The following is a 15,755-nucleotide window of genomic DNA, read 5'->3' on the forward strand; positions in this document are numbered from 1 at the left end:
AAACCTCAAAGTATTGCTTTGAGGTTTTTTTATTGATTCTTTTTATATTTTTTTAAAATTTCTTTCAGGCTAATAAAATAATCTTCTAGAGATTTAGTGTCTATATTAGGCTGATTTGAAATAGGAATTGTCATCGGGTTTTCATCTAAATGTACATACAATTCATGGTGGTTTTTTTCTATATCTAATAAAAGATTAGAAATTTTAGTTAATATTTTTTGCTTGTTTTTCATGGTTCTTAAATTTTGTTTATTCCTTTTAATATACTGATTTATAAGGACAAACAAAAACCATAATCGTTAAAATTAATTAAAAGTATGGTATAAAAAGAAGCAAATTTTACTCTATGTTTATTCGTTTTCTACGCATAGCAATTGGTATAAAAAACCAATTTAAAGAAAATAAAAAAGCAGCTTAGACCAATTACTAAACTGCTTTTTTGGGCAAAAAAGGTTTATTTTAATGCTATAGTAGAACTTGTTACTACATTTTTATTGTCGTAAATATGTATTTGGTAGGTTCCTTTTTCAAGTGTTGTATCTGCATTAAAAACAAAGTAATCGCATACATTTAAGTTTTCATTTTTATAACTAAATGTGGTATTAAAAGAATATAAAATATTACTTTCGGCTATTTGTAAAGCTCCAGTATTTTGCGTGACTAATTCATTATTAGGATCTAAAATTTGAACTTGCATGGTTTTATCTCCTTCTTGCACTAATGTATTTTTAGCAATAGCATAACAAATTTTAAGTTTATTAACTCGTTTTGCTTTATTGGTTGTCATTTCTTTTCCTGAAGAACGCTCTTTAATTCCTGCTATTTCTAAATCTAATAAGGTTAAATATTTAGCTTCTTCTATACTGTTATGCAATAGATTTTTTTCTGCTTGTAATGCTTCATTTTCCTTTTTAAGTTCTGTAGATATAGCTTCGCTATTAGAAAGTTGTGTTTTGCGTTTTTGTAAAGAATGCACCAATATTTTATTGTCTTGAATAAGTTCTTTATTATCTCTAATAAGGTTTTTCATTTCACTAGAAAGCTCTAGTTGTTTTTCTTTTAATAGCAGTAAATCTTTAACAGTAGCATTACTGGTTTGTAAAGAATCTATTAAATGATCTATTTTAAGTTTGGCTTCTTCTAGATGAACATCTTTTACTTTACTTTCTTTAATTGCAGTATCATAAGCCAGTGAAGTTTCTTTTAACTTATTTAAAATTAACTTTTTATCACTTAGTATTTCTGTATTATTAGTGATTTTAGAGCTAATTAAAGAATAGCCACCATAGCTTACAAATAATAAAATAAAAACAGATAAAATGGTTTTTATTCCTTTCTTTTTAGATGTTGTCATAATTAATTTTTTACGTGTTTATTTTAGAGTAAGACAATTAAATACTGCTTTACCCTACTTTAAAAACAAAAAAATTAGATATAACTACTTAAAAGGATGGCGTTCTTGCCATTCTCTAATTGGGTTCATGTACTTTACTATTAGTTTTAAAACAGTATTAGCTATAAAATTATTGGTGTGCTTTAAGTAAATGTGCATGGTTTGTGGTTTGGCTCCTATAGAGCTTTTAATTTCCATAGCAGTTCTTGCAAAAATAATGCTTTTAAAATTATTTTCTATACCAAAAATAGCCATATTATAAAGCATGTTTAAGTACATTTGGTATTGGTGTTGAAGCTCTGGATGGTATCCTAAAAAATAAGTTTCTAGTGTGTTATTGTTTACAATTAAGGTATAAAAACCAACCAATTCATTATTTAAAAAGTAACCAAAAACCTTGAAATCTTCTTTTAAATGGCTTTTTAAACTAAAAAAATGATTATTAGCTAATTTAAACGTATTTACACCTGCATTGTCTGATACGCACTCATATAAGTTAAAAAGTGTATTAGCGTGCTTATTTATAGCTTCTAAGTCTAGTTCTTGTACTTGTAACAGATTACTCTTTTTTCTTGCTCTTTTAAAACGATCTCTATATTTTTTAGTAAATGCACTAATATAATCTTCTTTAGTATGCCATTCTTGCGGAATAGCAAACAACATATTAGGTTGTACTTGTACTTTATAAAGATTTTCTTTTTTAAAATATTCTTCGCTTTTATGAATGGTATCGCTTTCAAAATAATCTTTAAAAGCAATGATTCTTATCTTTTTATTGTGCTTCTTTTTTATAGCAATACACAAGTATTTAATAGCATCATGTATTTGATTTAAAAAGATTTCTTGCGAAATTTCATCTTTTAAAAAAAAGAAACCATGTTGTCCTGTATGCATTAAATTACCAACCACTAACATATTTCCTTTTACAATTTTAGAAATTCCTTTTTTTGCTAGTACTTTAAAAATATTGGTAGATGTTTTTCTAAAGATATCATCGGTATATAATTTTACGCGTTGTAAAACAGCAATTCCTACTATTTTCTGGTTTTTAAAAACAGCTAAATAATACGAATTAATATTACTTGGTGATGATTGTTCTAGTGCTTGTAAAAAGGAGGTTTTTAAGAATATATCTTGTGTTGGTAATGTATTCCAGTTATCTGGAAGGTCTTTTATGGTATGAAATAGCTTATAGTGTATCAAATAGTAAAAATAAAAAAGACTGAATAATTTTAAATTCAGTCTTTAAATGTATAAAATCATTACGTTTTTTTTATAATCCGCATAGTAATGCTCCCATAATAGCAAGAGTAACTACCCAATATCCAGCATTTATAAAGATATATTTTGCGCTTTTACGTTCAAATAAAGCAATGGTTCCTATAATTGGTAATGCGCCAAATAAACCAAAAATAGTACCATGTAATGCACCATGTTTATAGGTTCTAAAAGCATTTCCGTAGTCTGCCATAAATGCTTCAAAGGATGGTAATGCATCTGTAGGATCTCCTCCTACCATTCCCATTGCTCCCCATTGATGGTTGGTAAATTGCATTAATAAAATGGCTAATAAAGCAGCAAAAACTAAAGATAAACCAAAGATTTTTATCATGTTGCTTCCTTTCATTTTTTCTTCTGTCATACCAGATTCTCGCATCCAAACATTTCCAAATACTTTTGGATTATACCAAATTGACCCAACTACTAAAGCTGCTACTGCTGCTACTGGTATTGCCCAAGGTGTTACTGCTAATTCCATATTTTAAAGTTTAAAGGGTTCTTTTAAATGTACAAAAAAACCTTGATTTTTCAATCAAGGTTCTTTTTAAAAAAAGGTACTAACTGCTTAAAGCTTACTTGCTTCTGCAACTAATAATTCATTTTTATCTTCTAAAGCTTTTGCTATAAAGTTATGTATTGCTTCATTTTTTTCTAAACCATTTTCTAATAAAACACTTAGTGTTAACATAGCAGCAATTCTGGTTCCTGCTTTTTTAACAGCAGTTGCAAAAAGAGGTTCTAATTCTTCATAAGGAACATTTTTAGCCAATTCTAATATTTCTGCTCTTACTTTTTGCTGTTTTTCTTCAGGAAGATTGGTATATTTTTTTCCTAATTGTTGAATTACACTAATTGGTTTTCTTTGGCTTTGCTGTTGTGCTTTTTGTTGGTTTTGCTTTGTGTTTTCTTTTGGTTTTGCCTTTGCCCAAGAATCACGTAAACCTACCGTTTTATTAAACACTAATTTATTTTCTGTAGCATCATTATCTACATTAAAATAACCCAAACGTTGAAACTGAAACTGCTCTCCTACAGTTGTTTTGCTTAGACTAGGTTCTACAAAAGCTGTTTTTATTTTTAAAGAATTAGGATTAATAAACTCCATAAAATCTTTGTCTTCATGACTATCTGGAGCTTCATCAATAAACAATCTATCGTACTCTCTAACTTCTGCTTGTACTGCATGTTTAACAGAAACCCAATGTAAGGTTCCTTTTACTTTTTTAGTAGTATCTTCAGTATAAGTACAATGTACTTCTGTAATGTTTCCGTTTAGGTCTTTAACAACATTTTCTGCTTTAATGATATAGGCATTTTTTAAACGTACCTCTCCTCCTAGTTTTAAACGGAAAAACTTATTGCTAGCTTCTTCTTTAAAGTCTTCTTTTTCAATATAAATTTCTCTAGAAAAAGGTACTTTACGACTTCCTGCTGAAGCATCTTCCGGATTGTTTTCTGCTTCAAACCATTCTTCTTTATCTTCTGGATAATTAGTAATGACCACTTTTAAAGGATCTAAAACAGCCATAACTCTTGGTGCTGTTTTGTTTAAATCTTCGCGTATACAGAATTCTAAAAGCGAAACATCAATTACATTTTCACGTTTTGCAACTCCTACTTTTTCTATAAATTTTCTGATAGAATTTGGTGTATAACCTCTTCTTCGTAAACCTGAAATAGTAGGCATTCTTGGGTCGTCCCAACCTGTAACAATACCTTCTTCTACCAATTTAAGTAGCTTACGCTTACTCATAATGGTATAACTTAAATTTAAACGTGCAAATTCTCTTTGTTTTGGTAACAAAGGATATTGTTCTGCACTTAAAGGGTATACTTGTTCTTTAAACCAATCGTATAATTTACGATGTGGTTTAAACTCTAAAGAACAAAGAGAATGAGAAACTTGTTCTATATAATCACTTTCACCATGCGTCCAGTCGTACATAGGATAAATACACCAATCATTTCCTGTTCTGTGGTGGTGAGCATGCATAATACGATACATGATAGGATCACGCATAAGCATATTAGGATCTTCCATATCAATTTTAGCACGAAGAATATGTTCTCCTGCTTTAAACTCTCCTGCTTTCATACGTTGAAATAGGTCTAAATTTTCATCTACACTTCTATCTCTAAACGGACTATTGGTACCTACTTTAGTAGGAGTTCCTTTTTGTTCTGCCATAGCTTCGCTACTTTGCGAATCTACATATGCTTTACCTTCTTTTATTAGAGCAACAGCCCAATCATACAATTGTTGAAAGTAATCTGAAGAATATACTTCATTTGCCCACTGGTAACCTAACCAAGAAATATCACGCTTAATAGCATCTACATATTCTTGTTCTTCTTTTGCAGGATTGGTATCATCAAATCTTAAATTTACAGGTGCATTGTATCTTTCTCCTAAACCAAAACTAATACCAATGGCTTTGGTATGCCCTATATGCAGGTAGCCATTTGGTTCTGGTGGAAAACGAAAACGTAAATCTTCTTTTGGCATTCCGTTTTGTAAATCTTCTTCTATAATATGCTCTATAAAATGGAGCGATTTATTTTCTTCAGACATAATTGTATTACTTTCTTAACTGAAGTACAAAACTAGACAAATTTATAGTAACTATATAGTAGCTTAAGGGTATATATTTTGTAACTTTTTATAAAAATGAAGACCTATAAATAAAATAAGATAAGCTATGGAACACAAAAACTATGAATGCCCAAAATGTAATAACAATACTTATACTACAGGACAAATGCGAGCAACTGGAGGTACGTGGTCTAAAATATTTGATGTACAATCACAAAAATACACCTCTGTAACCTGCAATAACTGCACATATACTGAGTTTTATAAATCTAAAACTAGCGCACTTAGTAATATTTTTGATTTATTTACCAACTAATTGAATAGTGAAAAATTAATTTAAAAATTATGGTATCTGTGGCTTTGGTTATACTATTTTTGTGGCATGGGAATAATTAAAGTAGAAAACATTCGTGTATTTGCACATCATGGTTGCTTAACCGAAGAAACTAAAATTGGAAGCGATTATCGTGTAGATATTAAAGTTAAAGCCGATTTACAAAAAAGTGCTAGTACAGATAATTTAAAAGACACTGTAGATTATGTGTTTTTAAATAGAGTAATTAGAGAAGAAATGGCTAAGCCATCACAGTTATTAGAAACCGTTGCAAAACGCATTTTAACACGTGTTTTTAATGAAGATAAGCTAATTACAGTAGCTACAGTAGCAGTAAGTAAAATAAATCCTCCTATTGGTGGAGATGTTGAAATGGTAACTATTGAAATTACCGAAAAAAGAAAAAGTGTTTCTAAATAGCGTAAAAAGGGAATTATTTTTATATTTGCCTTCTCGTTAGAAATAATGAGGTTTCTATTTAAAGAAATATAAGGTGTCGTGGCCGAGTGGCTAGGCAGTGGTCTGCAACACCATCTACAGCGGTTCGAATCCGCTCGACACCTCAAAAAGAGTTACTTAAATTAAGTAGCTCTTTTTTTTTTTTGTTTAAATTTTAGGAAAATTTAAGTAATAAAATACAGCGGTTCGAGTAGTTTGCTGCTACACCTCAAAAAGTGTTACTTATAGATAAGTAGTGGTTTTACGTTAGATTTTAAATAAGATTAGACTAAAACAGTGGCTCTAGTAGTTTGCTGTTACATCACAAAAAGAGTTGATTCTATATAAGTAGTGGTTTTAGTTTGAATTTTCAAGAAATTTAAGAAGTATAAAACAGCATTTCTAGTAGTTTGCTGCTACACATCAAAAAGAATTACTTGTAGATAAGTAGTGGTTTTACGTTAGATTTTAAATAAGATTAGACTAAAACAGTGGCTCTAGTAGTTTGCTGCTACACATCAAAAAGAATTACTTGTAGATAAGTAGTGGTTTTACGTTAAATTTTTAAGAAATTAAAGAAGTATAAAACAGCATTTCTAGTAGTTTGCTGCTACACATCAAAAAGAATTACTTGTAGATAAGTAGTGGTTTTACGTTAGATTTTAAATAAGATTATACTAAAACAGTGGTCCTAATAGTTTGCTGCTAGATCTCAGAAGGAATTATCTAATAAAACCTAAAAAACCGTTGTGTATTGGCTTAAAAATTAGTTTAACGGATTAATCTGTTCTAATTTATCTTTTATTAATTCTTTTTCTTTTGGAAAGAATCCTTGTACTAAAAGTAAAACACCAAAGCCTAAAATTACTAGCGCTACTATTTTTTTAGTTTTAAAAATACGTCTTGGTGTAAGCTTATTTTTAAGTGTTTTTGCTGCTGCTATTTTTAATAAATCTACTAAAAAGTAAACCAATAAAATGGTTGCTAAAAATATTTGCAGTTCATAAGTGCTTTCTGTTAAAGAGTTTCCTATTACTATAAAACCTAGCCAACCTAGTAAAACACCAATGTTAATAAAATTAAGTAAAAAGCCTTTTACAAAGAGTTTACCATAGTCTTTTTTAAATTCTACTCTATGATATTCTCTAACAATTTCTCTAAAAGATTTAGATGTTTTTATAAAAGAAATAACACCATAAGCTGTTAAAAAAACACCTCCAAAAATAAGAAAACTAGGATCGTCTTTTACCTTTTCTAAGAGTTTAGTAGTACTATAAAAAGCCACAATTATAAAAAAGATATCTGCTAGAATTACTCCCAAATCAAAAATTAGCGCACTTTTAAACCCTTTGGTGGCACTAGTTTCAAGTAAAACAAAAAAAACAGGTCCTATGGTGAACGATAAGATAATACCAAAAGGGATTGCTGTTAAAATAGCATCTAGCATAAGAAAGACTTTCTTACAAATTTAAGAAAAATGCTAGTATTATTCTTTAATAATAATTTTTCCTCCTAAAATAGTGTTTTTATCTATGGTTTCTGGGTTACCATAAATGTAAACTTTACCTCCTGCTCTTACTGTTGCTTCTACTTTTTTAGTGCTATGAATATCTGCTGTACCACCTGCATTAATAGTAACTGTACTGTTTTCTGCAATTAAATCTTTAGCATTATAAGCACCTCCAGTGTTAATATCTATGGTTTGTTGTTTAGCAGAACCTGAAATGTTAATATCTGCACCAGAAATAGCCTTAATATCTAAATAATGTAAATCTTTTACCTGTAAAGTAACGGTTCCTCCTTCTTGTGCTTTAATGGTTAAATCAAATTGTTCAAAAATATCATTAGAGCCAATAAAAGTTCCTTCATTAGCATCAATAACATCTAAAGAGGTATAATATACTTGTACTGTGGTATCTTCGCCTTTAAAAGATTCTGTTAACGACATTCTAATTTTTAAAATATCTTTTTTATGAACAATAACAAGATCTTCTGTGTTTTTACCAGAAACAACTACTTTATTTTCGTCGGCTTTAATAAGGCTCACTTCTATTAAATCATAGACCTTAATTTCGCTAAACTCACCTATAGGAATTTCTATAGATTCTTGTGCAAAACTTGTAATTGCTGTACAAAGAAATAATAAACAAAGTAACTTTTTCATAAAATATATAGGTTATTAACAGTTGTACAAAGTTAAAAAAATAAGGTTTTTAGGCCTTGTATTTTAGGCAACTTTAACAGCTGTTCCTGTTATTGAAACCATAATTATACCAGAAGTTGCAATAGTTTCTACATCTACAGAAATACCTACAACAGCATTTGCTTTTAAAGCAATAGCGTTTTTTCTTAGGTTTTGAAAAGCTAATTCTTTTACCTCTTCTAAATTAGTTTCTAAAGCATCATAATACTTTTTTATACTAAAAGTCATTCCTGTTTGTTTTCTATTTACTGCAACTCCAGTAACAACACCTAAGTAATCATGAATTTTATGTGCTTCAATAGTGTTTGTTGTGGTTAAAATCATTTTTCTTAATTGTTTAAAAAAAAAACATCTTCGCTTAGTTTAAGGAAGATGTTATCGTGTATTAATTTGCTTTTCCTACTAATAAAAAGTCTAGGTGTTTTTTAACTAAATCTGCATTTTTAACTTTAACAATTACCTCGTCACCAAGCTGATACATTTTTTTGTTTTTACGTCCAATAATAGCATATTGGGTTTCGTCAAACTCATAATGATCATCTGTAATATCACGCATTCTAACCATTCCTTCGCATTTATTAGAGATAATTTCTACGTAAATTCCCCAATCTGTTGCTCCGGAAATAACACCAACAAATTCTTCGTCTTGATGGTCTTGCATGAATTTTACTTGCATGTATTTAATAGAATCTCTTTCGGCTTTAGTAGCTAGACCTTCCATGTTTGAAGAATGTTTACATTTATCTTCATAGGCTTCTTGACTAACGGTTTTTCCTTTATCTAAATAATGTTGTAACAGCCTGTGTGCCATAACATCTGGATACCTACGAATTGGCGATGTAAAATGACTGTAATAATCAAAAGCCAAACCATAATGTCCAATATTTTTGGTAGTATATTCTGCTTTAGACATGGTTCTAATAGCCAAAGTATCTACTAAATTTTGTTCTTTTTTTCCGTTTACATCTTTTAGTAAATTGTTTAAAGAAGAAGAAACTGTTTTTCTGTCTTTAAAGTTTAGTTTGTAACCAAATTTAGAAACTACGCCTTGTAAAGCCGCTAGTTTACTTTCGTCTGGTTCATCATGAACTCTATAAATAAATGTTTTTTCTGGTTTTTGTTTTCCTACAAATTCTGCTACTTTTTTATTTGCTAGAAGCATGAATTCTTCAATTAACTTATTAGCATCTTTACTAGTTTTAAAGAAAACACCAATTGGATTTGCATTTTGATCTAAGTTAAATTTTACTTCAACCTTATCAAAAGAAATAGCACCTGTACGCATACGTTTGCTACGCATAATTTTTGCTAATTGATCTAATTTTAAGGTTGCAAAGGCTATTTCTGGCTTGGTTTTGTATTCTTTTCCTGTTAGCGAAACAGCTTCAGGAATGGTAGTATCTATCAAAGCAATTTCTTTGCTATTAAATGTTTTTCCATCATTGTTTTCAATAATAGCCTGTGCTTCTTCATAAGCAAATCTAGCATCAGAATAGGTTACTGTTCTACCAAACCACTGGTTTAAAATTTCGGTTTTATCATTTATTTCAAAAACGGCAGAAAAGGTATATTTTTCTTCGTGAGGTCTTAAAGAACATGCTTTGTTAGAGAGTACTTCTGGTAACATAGGTACTACTCTATCTACTAAATATACAGAAGTAGCACGTTCATAAGCTTCATCATCTAAAATACTTCCTTCTTGCAGGTAGTGTGAAACGTCTGCAATATGGATTCCTACCTCGTAATTTCCATTTTCTAGAATTTGAAAGGATAAGGCATCATCAAAATCTTTTGCGTCCTTAGGATCGATGGTAAAGGTTAAAACGTCTCGCATATCTCGACGTTTAGCAATTTCTTCTTTGGTTATAGAAGTATCTATTTTATTTGCAAAAGCTTCTACTTCTGCTGGAAACTCATAAGGCAAGCCATAATCTGCAAGTATTGCGTGAATTTCTGTATTGTGTTCACCTGGTTTACCAAGCACTTGTATAACTCTACCATACGGAGAATCAGCCTTTTCTGGCCAATCTTCAAGAGATACTAACACTTTATCACCATCTTGCGCTTTGTTAATTTTATTGATAGGTATAAAAATATCTTTGTACATTTTGTTAGAATCTGCTACAAAAAATGCAAAGTTTTTCTTTTCGTGAATTTGAATAATACCAACATACTCGCTTTTAGCACGTTTAATTATATTGGTAATTTCACCTTCTAGTCTACCTCTTTTTCTTCGGTTATAAATATATAATTCTACTTCATCACCATGTAATGCTTTATTGATGTTATTAGAAGCAATAAAAATATCATCTTCAAAACCTTCAACTATAACATAACCAGAACCTTTAGATGTAAGATCTAGTTTACCTGTATAGTATTCTGTATTTACAATGGCTTTAAATTTACCACGTTCTACTTCTTCGATGTCGCCATCGGCTTTAAGTTTTGCTAATTTTTTAATTATTTGGTTTCTGCTACTAGCATCATTAACTCCCAGTTTAGCAGCTATTTGTTTGTAGTTAAAAGACTTGGTTCTATCTTTTTTTAAAATACTTAAAATAGTATTTGTAAGGTTAGAAATCTTATTATGTGAAGGTTTCCTGTGTTTCTTTTTTGTCATTTATTAATTGTAATCAATTGAATTTCTAAGTTATGTGAAATTCTGTTATTATCTAGCGTTTTAAGTGGAGAATTTTCGCTATTTGTTTTTACAAAGCTACGTATTTAATATTAAATGCATATTTACTTAAAGTTAAATTTAAAAAAAGTAGTTATAAACATATATATATATATTCATCTTTTTCTTTTAAAAATTTAAAAAAATAATACTGTTTATTATTGCTTGTTAATAACGGTATAACTTTTAGAGATTTTAGTTTGATTTTTTTAATAAAGCATTCTATTAACAAGTTATTAGTTTTATAAACGCTTCATTTATAAAGGTTTTAAATTCGCTATTAACAGTTGTTAATAACTCTAATTCACATAAAATTTTTAATAAGTATTATAATTTTTTGTGTTGGTATCTGTATTTTTTAGTTGGAAAACTTCTCTGAAAAAAAGTGCTAACTTTTTTGGTGGTTAAGTTTCACTTTTTGTTTTAAAAATAAACTGAATAATCCTAATTAAAGTTTTAAAAAACAATAAGAAGATATTAACAAGTTATAACTAGTTTTTTGAAAGTTATTAATACACTGGTTTTATATTCCACTTTATTAACAAATAATATGTAACTATCAATATATCAGTTATTTAAATAAATTTTTATATATTTGTATCTCTCTCTTATTTATTTTTAAACGGTTAATAGTTTTTGCGGTAAAGCGGAAAAATAAATTATGTCTAATTTAAACTATTAACTCATGAAAAAAATATTCACACTTTTATTATGTATTGTAGCTATGTATCAAGTACATGCACAATATACAGCGATTCCTGATGTTACTTTTGAACAATTTTTAATAGATCAAACCATAGATAGCGAAGGAACGCTTGACGGACAAGTATTAACTAGTGATATAGCAGTTGTTAATAACTTAGATGTTCCCTCTACGATATCTGATATTACTGGAATTCAAGATTTTACTGCATTAACGTATTTAAAAACATCAGATATTACAGATCTAGATGTAAGTGGTTTAATTGCGTTAGAAGAATTAGATGTATCTATAAATACTGGTTTACAAACCTTAAATGTTACAGGCTGTACAGGATTAAAAAATCTTAATATTAAACTAACTTCTTTAGATACTATAGATGTAAGCACGTGTACTTCTTTAGAATCTATTAACATGTATAAATGTACTATACAAGATTTAGATCTTTCTGGTTTAACTTCTTTAATATCTATTAGTGCAAGTGAATCTTATTTAAGGACTCTAAATGTTGCGGGTTGTACTTCCTTAAGTGGTATTAATATTAGTGAAACTGGTATTCGTAGTTTAGATTTAAGTAATAATCCAGCATTAATAAATTTTGGTGTATTTAATAGTGCTCTCGAAGATTTAAATGTAACTAATTGTATCAATTTAGAAAGATTAAGTTTTAGGTGGATGAGTAATTTAGATACTATTAATTTAACTAATTGTACTAAAGTTAATACTATTGTTTCCGAGGGTTGGATTACTTTAACAAATTTAGACACAAGTAATTTAATAGATATAGAGAGTTTCTATTTAGAAGGTATTTCTGTTAACCATCTCGATCTTTCTAATAGTACCAATTTAACTGCTGTTACTTTAAATGATTGCTCCGTTGGTAGTTTAGATTTACGAAACGGAAACAATACTAATATTACTAGTTTTAGTATGTATAGTGTCGATTTAGATTGTATTAGTGTAGATGATGAAGCGTATTCTACCGCAAATTGGACCAATATTTCTTTGGGGTCTGGAACGATTTTTAGTAATGATTGCCAAACTTTAAGTACTATTGAAAATCAATTAAATACCATTAGTATATACCCAAATCCGGTTGTTAATAACCTAAATATTGCTTTACAAAGTAATCAAATACTAGAAAATGTTACTATAATAAATCTGCAAGGAAAAAAAGTGTTGACAAGTACCTCTAGTACTATAGATGTATCCCATTTAGGAGCTGGATATTATTTTGCTATGATTAACACCAATCGTGGAAAAAGCATTAAAAAGTTAATTAAAAAATAAAGCCAATACCAACATTTTAATTTGAAAAAGTCTTGATATAAAAAGTATACAAGGCTTTTTTATTTTAGTACCTTTATAGCCTTATAAACAACCAACTTTAATACTTAAAAAATGAACATTTCTATAGGAAACGATCACGCAGGAACCGATTATAAATTTGCTATAATCAAGCATTTAGAAGCTAAAGGATTTACAGTAAAAAACTACGGAACAGATAGTGATGCTAGTGTAGATTATCCAGATTTTGTACATCCAGTAGCAGAAGACGTAGCAACTAACAAAGCAGATTTTGGTATTTTAATTTGTGGTAGCGCAAATGGTGTTGCAATGACTGCTAATAAACATCAAAAAATACGAGCTGGTATTTGTTGGACTAAAGAAATTACTGCTTTAACCAGACAACATAATAATGCTAATATTATTTGTATTCCTGCACGTTACACAGCTGTACAACAAGCTATTGCACTGGTAGATACTTTTCTAGAAACTCCTTTTGAAGGTGGACGTCATCAAAATAGAGTAGACAAAATACCTGTTAGTTGTTAAAATGAGTCATGTGCATAACCACACACATAATAACAAAGACTTACAAGGTAAAAAGCTGTTAATTACTATATTTTTAAATATACTAATTACTACAGCGCAAGTAATTGGTGGTTTAATTTCTGGAAGTTTATCGTTATTAAGTGATGCCTTGCATAATTTTAGCGATGTAATTACTTTAGTAGTAAGTTATGTTGCAGCAAAATTAGCCAAGAAAAAAGCATCTATTAATAGAACCTTTGGTTATAAACGTGCCGAAATTCTTGCTGCATTTATTAATGCTTCTACCTTAGTTATTGTTGCAATTTTATTAATTATAGAGGCTGTAAAACGTTTTCAAAATCCGCAAGAAGTAGCTTCTATACTAGTAATTTGGCTATCTATTATAGCTATTATTGGTAACGGATTTAGTGTTTTATTACTTAAAAACGACTCTAAAAATAATATAAATATGCGCTCTGCCTATTTGCATTTGCTTACAGATATGTTGGCTAGTGTTGCTGTATTAATAGGTGGTTTGTTAATGAAATACTACCAGATCTTTTGGGTAGATAGTTTATTAACCTTATTAATTGCATTGTATTTAATTTGGGTAGGATATGATTTATTAAAAACATCTACCAGAATGTTAATGCTTTTTACACCAAATGATATTAATATTAAAGAAGTGGTTCGCGTTGTTAATAAACTACCAAAAGTAAAAAAAATACACCATGTTCATATCTGGAATTTAAGTGATGATGAGCTACACTTAGAAGCACATTTAGACCTAACGGAAGATATTACAACAACAGCATTTAATACTTTACTTTTAGATATAGAAAAGATATTACAAGAGCGTTTTAATATAAACCATGTAACCATACAACCAGAATACAATAAAGAAGATCCTAAAGAAGTAATTGTGCAAGATTAATCTATTCTGTAAACAACAAATCTTGTAAATAAATACAAAATCAAGTTTTAAATTACCACTTAAAATTATGCTTAAAATAGTAACTAAAACCTTTAATGAATTAACCACACAAGAGCTTTATAGTATTTTGCAATTACGATCGGAAGTTTTTGTTGTAGAACAAGATTGTGTATATCAAGATATTGACGGAAAAGATCAAAAAGCATTACATGTTATAGGTATTAAAGACGAAAAAATAATTGCTTATACACGTATTTTTAAACCAGGATTATACTTTGATGAAGCAAGTATTGGTAGAGTAATAGTTGCAGCCAACCAAAGAAAACATAAATATGGTTATACTATTATGGAAGCTTCTATAGCAGCTATTAAAGAGTTTTATGGTGAAGAAACTATTAAAATTTCAGCACAATGCTATTTAAAAAAATTCTATAATACTTTAGGATTTAAAGAAATAGGTGAAGCATATCTTGAAGATGGTATACCACATATAGGTATGTTAAAAAACTAGCGTTTTTCGGCAACGTGTGTTATTAAAATTTCTACACGTCTGTCAAATTTAGGATCACCACCAAGCGGAAATTTTCTGCGCATACCAATATATCGCATACGTCTTTTACTCACGCCTTTTTTTAACAAATAGTCGTATATAAATTTAGCTCGAGCTAAGGATAAATCTCGCTTGTTTGTTTTTCTATTTACAGCATCTCTAGAGTTTTGTGTGCAACATACATGGCCTTCAATAGAAAAGTAAATATTATCCTGTTCTACTAATATAGTAGCTATTTCCTTAAGCGTGTTAATAGAACCTTTAGCTAGTGTAGGATAACCCGTTTTAAAATAAATATTATCTAAACGTATTTTATCTCCTTCTTGTACATTACCATTAACAATATCTTGCGTAGTCTTTAGGTTTTTAGGTCTAGGTATGGTGTCTTTAGGCTTTTCTTCTACTTTGTTTTTTGGTAGTTGCTTGGTTACAATAATTTCTACTTTACGGTTTAAACCTCTAATTTTATCTATCTGATTTTCTTTAATAATTTTTAGTAAAACCTCTCCTTTACCATCTACATTACTAATTAAAGATTCGTCTATTTCATTATTAGAAAACACTGTTTTTATAGCATTTGCTCTTTTTTGCGATAAGGCTAAATTGTAATTTTGGCTTCCTCTATCATCACAAAAACCATAGATAGATATTTTTTCAATATCAATACCATCTAATCCAGAAATAAATAATAACAATCTATTTTCTTCGGTAGATAAAACATGAAAATCATCTGTTTCAAAATACACTTCATGCGTTAGTTTTTCTTGAGCTAAAGCACAAAAAGAACCTAAAAAAAGTAAGATGTAAATAACAGTTTTTTTCATTTTTATATAAAAG

The 15,755-nt window shown here is 29.1% G+C and carries 16 protein-coding genes and 1 tRNA gene; 7 read left to right on the forward strand and 10 right to left on the reverse strand.

Annotation, left to right across the window (positions count from 1 at the left end; translation table 11 throughout):
- Positions 1 to 29: 29 nt before the first annotated feature.
- The 5 genes from ACFSSB_RS11385 to ACFSSB_RS11405 form a co-directional block, all read right to left on the reverse strand.
- On the reverse strand, positions 30 to 233 hold the full coding sequence (locus ACFSSB_RS11385) for a hypothetical protein (RefSeq protein ID WP_379904297.1): 204 nt from the start codon (positions 231 to 233) through the stop codon (positions 30 to 32).
- A gap of 221 nt (positions 234 to 454) precedes the next feature.
- Entirely contained in the window at positions 455 to 1,354 is a 900-nt protein-coding gene (locus tag ACFSSB_RS11390; protein ID WP_379904299.1) for a hypothetical protein, read from the reverse strand.
- An 84-nt stretch (positions 1,355 to 1,438) separates the two neighbouring features.
- Positions 1,439 to 2,596: a GNAT family N-acetyltransferase gene (locus tag ACFSSB_RS11395; protein WP_379904301.1), complete on the reverse strand. Its 1,158-nt coding sequence runs from the start codon at positions 2,594 to 2,596 to the stop codon at positions 1,439 to 1,441.
- Positions 2,597 to 2,666: 70 nt separating this feature from the next.
- On the reverse strand, positions 2,667 to 3,152 hold the full coding sequence (locus ACFSSB_RS11400; protein WP_379904303.1) for a DUF1761 domain-containing protein: 486 nt from the start codon (positions 3,150 to 3,152) through the stop codon (positions 2,667 to 2,669).
- Positions 3,153 to 3,239: 87 nt separating this feature from the next.
- Positions 3,240 to 5,246 carry a glutamine--tRNA ligase/YqeY domain fusion protein gene (locus tag ACFSSB_RS11405; RefSeq protein WP_379904305.1) on the reverse strand — a complete coding sequence of 669 codons (2,007 nt, stop codon included), beginning with the start codon at positions 5,244 to 5,246 and terminating at the stop codon, positions 3,240 to 3,242.
- A 127-nt stretch (positions 5,247 to 5,373) separates the two neighbouring features.
- Between ACFSSB_RS11405 and ACFSSB_RS11410 the strand changes: the two genes are divergently transcribed.
- From ACFSSB_RS11410 to ACFSSB_RS11420, 3 genes are all read left to right on the forward strand, one after another.
- A complete protein-coding gene (locus ACFSSB_RS11410; protein WP_379904307.1) occupies positions 5,374 to 5,583 on the forward strand; it encodes a zinc ribbon domain-containing protein in 210 nt (69 codons plus the stop codon).
- Positions 5,584 to 5,649: 66 nt separating this feature from the next.
- Positions 5,650 to 6,021 carry a dihydroneopterin aldolase gene (folB, locus tag ACFSSB_RS11415; protein WP_379904309.1) on the forward strand — a complete coding sequence of 124 codons (372 nt, stop codon included), beginning with the start codon at positions 5,650 to 5,652 and terminating at the stop codon, positions 6,019 to 6,021.
- A 72-nt stretch (positions 6,022 to 6,093) separates the two neighbouring features.
- Positions 6,094 to 6,164: transfer RNA gene (locus ACFSSB_RS11420), tRNA-Cys, on the forward strand.
- A 641-nt stretch (positions 6,165 to 6,805) separates the two neighbouring features.
- Here ACFSSB_RS11420 and ACFSSB_RS11425 read toward each other — a convergent pair.
- From ACFSSB_RS11425 to rnr, 4 genes are all read right to left on the reverse strand, one after another.
- Positions 6,806 to 7,486: a LysE family translocator gene (locus tag ACFSSB_RS11425; protein ID WP_379904311.1), complete on the reverse strand. Its 681-nt coding sequence runs from the start codon at positions 7,484 to 7,486 to the stop codon at positions 6,806 to 6,808.
- Between the two features lie 39 nt (positions 7,487 to 7,525).
- Positions 7,526 to 8,203 carry a head GIN domain-containing protein gene (locus ACFSSB_RS11430; protein ID WP_379904313.1) on the reverse strand — a complete coding sequence of 226 codons (678 nt, stop codon included), beginning with the start codon at positions 8,201 to 8,203 and terminating at the stop codon, positions 7,526 to 7,528.
- A 63-nt stretch (positions 8,204 to 8,266) separates the two neighbouring features.
- Positions 8,267 to 8,566 (reverse strand): heavy metal-binding domain-containing protein, encoded by a 300-nt coding sequence (locus tag ACFSSB_RS11435; RefSeq protein ID WP_379904315.1) that lies wholly within the window; start codon positions 8,564 to 8,566, stop codon positions 8,267 to 8,269.
- Positions 8,567 to 8,627: 61 nt separating this feature from the next.
- Positions 8,628 to 10,862, reverse strand: coding sequence for a ribonuclease R (gene rnr, locus ACFSSB_RS11440; protein ID WP_379904317.1), 2,235 nt, complete (start codon positions 10,860 to 10,862; stop codon positions 8,628 to 8,630).
- Positions 10,863 to 11,604: 742 nt separating this feature from the next.
- On the opposite strand from rnr, the gene ACFSSB_RS11445 reads away from it, so the two are divergent.
- The 4 genes from ACFSSB_RS11445 to ACFSSB_RS11460 all read left to right on the forward strand — a co-directional run bounded on the left by ACFSSB_RS11445 (position 11,605) and on the right by ACFSSB_RS11460 (position 14,879).
- On the forward strand, positions 11,605 to 12,909 hold the full coding sequence (locus tag ACFSSB_RS11445; protein ID WP_379904319.1) for a T9SS type A sorting domain-containing protein: 1,305 nt from the start codon (positions 11,605 to 11,607) through the stop codon (positions 12,907 to 12,909).
- Positions 12,910 to 13,020: 111 nt separating this feature from the next.
- Entirely contained in the window at positions 13,021 to 13,455 is a 435-nt protein-coding gene (rpiB, locus tag ACFSSB_RS11450; RefSeq protein WP_379904321.1) for a ribose 5-phosphate isomerase B, read from the forward strand.
- A 1-nt stretch (position 13,456) separates the two neighbouring features.
- Positions 13,457 to 14,368, forward strand: a complete 912-nt coding sequence (locus tag ACFSSB_RS11455; RefSeq protein ID WP_379904323.1) for a cation diffusion facilitator family transporter — start codon at positions 13,457 to 13,459, stop codon at positions 14,366 to 14,368.
- A gap of 67 nt (positions 14,369 to 14,435) precedes the next feature.
- Positions 14,436 to 14,879, forward strand: a complete 444-nt coding sequence (locus tag ACFSSB_RS11460) for a GNAT family N-acetyltransferase (RefSeq protein WP_379904325.1) — start codon at positions 14,436 to 14,438, stop codon at positions 14,877 to 14,879.
- On the opposite strand, the gene ACFSSB_RS11465 is transcribed toward ACFSSB_RS11460, so the two are convergent.
- Positions 14,876 to 15,742, reverse strand: a complete 867-nt coding sequence (locus ACFSSB_RS11465; protein ID WP_379904327.1) for an OmpA family protein — start codon at positions 15,740 to 15,742, stop codon at positions 14,876 to 14,878. The two genes, ACFSSB_RS11460 and ACFSSB_RS11465, sit on opposite strands and share 4 nt — an antisense overlap.
- Between the last annotated feature and the right edge of the window lie 13 nt (positions 15,743 to 15,755).

The sequence above is a fragment of the Lacinutrix gracilariae genome (assembly GCF_042684485.1).
In the GTDB taxonomy this organism is placed as follows: Bacteria; Bacteroidota; Bacteroidia; order Flavobacteriales; family Flavobacteriaceae; genus Oceanihabitans; species Oceanihabitans gracilariae.